General features: G+C 50.7%; 2 protein-coding genes and 2 pseudogenes. All 4 read left to right on the forward strand.

The features are described from left to right. Positions 1-24: 24 nt before the first annotated feature. Entirely contained in the window at positions 25-1,482 is a 1,458-nt protein-coding gene (locus ACMWLG_RS25430; RefSeq protein WP_268086846.1) for a hybrid sensor histidine kinase/response regulator, read from the forward strand. Then, complete coding sequence (locus tag ACMWLG_RS25435) at positions 1,445-2,365, forward strand: response regulator (protein ID WP_004181990.1); 921 nt, start codon at positions 1,445-1,447, stop codon at positions 2,363-2,365. The genes ACMWLG_RS25430 and ACMWLG_RS25435 overlap by 38 nt, the downstream gene beginning before the upstream one ends. Positions 2,366-2,410: 45 nt before the next feature. Continuing rightward, a pseudogene (locus tag ACMWLG_RS25440) lies at positions 2,411-2,623 on the forward strand (transposase); the annotation flags it as partial. Between the two features lie 70 nt (positions 2,624-2,693). Continuing rightward, positions 2,694-3,382 (forward strand): annotated as a pseudogene (locus tag ACMWLG_RS25445) (IS3-like element ISEc52 family transposase); the annotation flags it as partial. Positions 3,383-3,478: the final 96 nt, after the last annotated feature.

Below are 3,478 nucleotides of genomic sequence, written 5' to 3' on the forward strand. Positions count from 1 at the left end.
TCGGCGAAGGTAAGTTGATGACTCATGATGAACCCTGTTCCATGGCTCCTGATGACAAACATGATCTCATATCAGGGACTTGTTCGCACCTTCCCTAATCAGGCCAAAAGCCGCTATCTCACCGGCATTACTCATGAACTCAGAACGCCGCTCAATGCGATGCTGGGTTATGCGCAATTACTCGAACGTGCTGATGATATCCCCCCAGCCCGGCAGCGCGGTATCGGTATTATGCGCAGAAGCGGCGAGCATCTGGCTAATCTAATTGAGGGATTACTGGATATTTCGAAAATTGAAGCGGGAAAATTAGAAATATATCGTGAAGAAGTGCGCATTGGCGATTTGGTGCAGCAACTGGTCGCCATGTTTGAACAACAGGCCAGCGATAAAGGACTGACATTTCACTACAACGCCCCACACTGGCTGCCCGAGGCGGTGATGACGGATGAGAAACGCCTCCGGCAAATTCTTATCAATCTGCTTTCTAATGCGGTTAAATTCACGGACAGAGGCAGTGTAACCCTCGATTTCCAGTATCGTAGCGAGGTGGCGTTTTTCTCGGTTCACGATACCGGCATCGGCATCGCCCCTGAGAACCTGGAACGCATCTTTAAGCCTTTCGAACGCGTATCCGGCGATAGTCGTCGGATCGGGACGGGCCTTGGGCTGACGATTACCCGGCTTCTGACTTATATCATGGGTGGCGATCTCCAGGTGGAAAGCATCCGTGGCGAAGGCACAACGTTTAAACTCACCCTGATGCTGCCAAGCTATAGCGGGGATGCCTACCAACCCGCCGAGCCTGCGGTAATCACCGGATATCCAGGCAAGCGACACACCCTGCTGGTAGTTGACGATGATGAATCCCATCGGCAGCTGATGATGGATTTACTCACGCCCATAGGCTTCACGCTGCTAACAGCCGAAAATGGTCATGTCGCGCTACATTTAGCCCGGCAAAATCATATCGACCTTCTTCTTCTGGATGTTGCAATGCCTGAAATGTCGGGGTGGGAACTGCTACGTCAGTTACGTAATAAGGGACAATTAGCGCCGGTAATTATGATTTCTGCGGAAGCGGATGAGGGTAAATGCCGCCATTTCACTGGCGAAGGGGAAGTTCGCTACCTGGTTAAACCGCTGCGTTTCCCTTTACTACTGGAGAACATCGGTGAAATATTGCATCTCCAGTGGCGCACGGAATGTCAGCCGCCAAAGCAGCCGGAAATACATGAACCACGCTCGCAGCTTACCCGTGTCCAGATTGAGTCGTTAAAAGAGATGGCCAGATTGGGTTATGTGAGAGGGTTTCGTGAACTGCTGGACAAACATATTTCCGCTAACCAGATCAGCAAAGCCGAGGGCGAAAAATTTGCCGAGTTGCTGAGGCGCTTTCGATTCAAAGAGATAGTCGAGAGTCTTGAACGCCCGGAGGGAGAGAAAAATGGCAATAGCAAAGCCGACGGTACTTATCGTCGATGATGATATCAACACGGTAAGTATGTTGAATGACACGCTTGATGAAGCCGGTTTTACCGTTCTGGTCGCTCTGGAGGGTAATCAAGCCCTTTCGATAACCAGCCAGATAACCCCAGATATCATTCTGCTTGATGCCGTAATGCCGCATCTGGATGGGTTTTCAACCAGTAAGCGCCTGCGGCAAAATCCGGGGCTGCGGCATACCCCGATTATTTTCATGACAGGCCTGAGTGATACGCAGAATATCGTTGATGCATTTGATGCCGGGGTGGTCGATTACGTAATTAAGCCGATACGCACGGAAGAGCTGGTTGTCAGAATGCGTACCCACTTGCGGAACTCAAAATTAACGGTCAGTGCCTATAGCGCGATGGATTCCGTTGGCCAGACCTTATGTGTTTTTAGCAAAGAGGGGCAACTACGCTGGGCCACGCCCAATGCATGGCAACTGATGAAAAACTTCAGCGATACCGGGTATGAACCCAATAAAAAAATAGTAAACCGGATCATCGGTTGGCTGAACAATACGGAAGGTTTAAAAATACCCTTAGATCTTTCATCGCAAGGCATCGCTCTGAAATTCTATCTTTCACGCCGGACCGCTGAAGGAGAAAGTTTGCTACGTATTGAAGAGATCAAAGGACATGAAGAAGTCGAAGCGGTGAAACGCCTGAAAAACAACCTAGGGCTGACGCAACGAGAAGCCGAAGTCCTCCTGTGGATTGCCAGGGGAAAAACAAACCGCGAAATTGGCGATATTTTAAACCTTAGCCCCAGAACCGTGAATAAACACCTTGAAATTGTATTTCCAAAGCTGAGTGTGGACAATCGCACCGCAGCGGCAGCGTTGGCAATAAATTCGCTATATGCCAGGGAGAAAATGTAGCGACAATGAGGCGTATTCGCGCAGACCTGCCCTGACATTTTTATCAGGCAGAACTGGCACCCTCATGTCCACGTCTCCGTCACCTGTGGCGGTATCGATGAGCACGGGAAGTGGAAGAAAATCAGCTTCCGTAAGGATGCCATGCGCGCCCGCTGGATGTGGAATATCCGCCAGCTTCTGCTGAGCGTCTGGTTCGAAGGCGTGGCCCTGCCGCCGTCCCTGTCACATATCACCACCGAATCACAATGGCGCAGTCTGAAGTGGTTTACTGAATTTGGCCACCTGAACAGAGGTGATATGCTCACCTCAGAACAACACAGGTGTCATAATGAAAAAAAGAAATTTCAGCGCAGAGTTTAAACGCGAATCCGCTCAACTGGTCGTTGACCAGAACTACACCGTGGCAGATGCAGCCAGCGCTATGGATGTCGGCCTTTCCACAATGACGCGATGGGTGAAACAATTACGTGATGAACGGCAGGGCAAAACACCAAAAGCCTCCCCCATTACCCCGGAACAAATTGAAATCCGTGAGCTCAGGAAAAAGCTACAACGTATTGAAATGGAAAATGAAATATTAAAAAAGGCTACCGCGCTCTTGATGTCAGACTCCCTGAACAGTTCTCGATAATCGGGAAACTCAGGGCGCGTTATCCTGTGGCCACTCTCTGCCATGTGTTCGGGGTTCATCGCAGCAGCTACAAATACTGGAAAAACCGTCCTGAAAAGCCAGACGGCAGACGGGCTGTATTACGCAGTCAGGTACTTGAACTGCATGGCATCAGCCACGGCTCTGCCGGAGCAAGAAGCATCGCCACAATGGCAACCCAGAGAGGTTACCAGATGGGGCGCTGGCTTGCTGGCAGACTCATGAAAGAGCTGGGGCTGGTCAGTTGCCAGCAGCCGACTCACCGGTATAAGCGTGGCGGTCATGAGCACGTTGCTATCCCGAATCATCTTGAGCGACAGTTCGCCGTAACGGAACCAAATCAGGTGTGGTGCGGTGATGTGACCTATAGTGTGCCCGGAGTTCAGGGCGGGCATGGATGCTTAAATGAACCGCGAGTCTGTCTGGAATATTGAACCGGTAACTCACGATGAGAAACCCAACAA

The organism is Enterobacter sp. 01-M-02-SI-ECC (assembly GCF_047530595.1).
GTDB classification, from domain to species: Bacteria; Pseudomonadota; Gammaproteobacteria; order Enterobacterales; family Enterobacteriaceae; genus Enterobacter; species Enterobacter cloacae_M.

Coding starts and splice junctions, on each gene's coding strand:
- ACMWLG_RS25430 (WP_268086846.1), top strand. CDS start 25: ATGATGAACCCTGTTCCATGGCTCCTGATGACAAACATGATCTCATAT.
- ACMWLG_RS25435 (WP_004181990.1), top strand. CDS start 1,445: ATGGCAATAGCAAAGCCGACGGTACTTATCGTCGATGATGATATCAAC.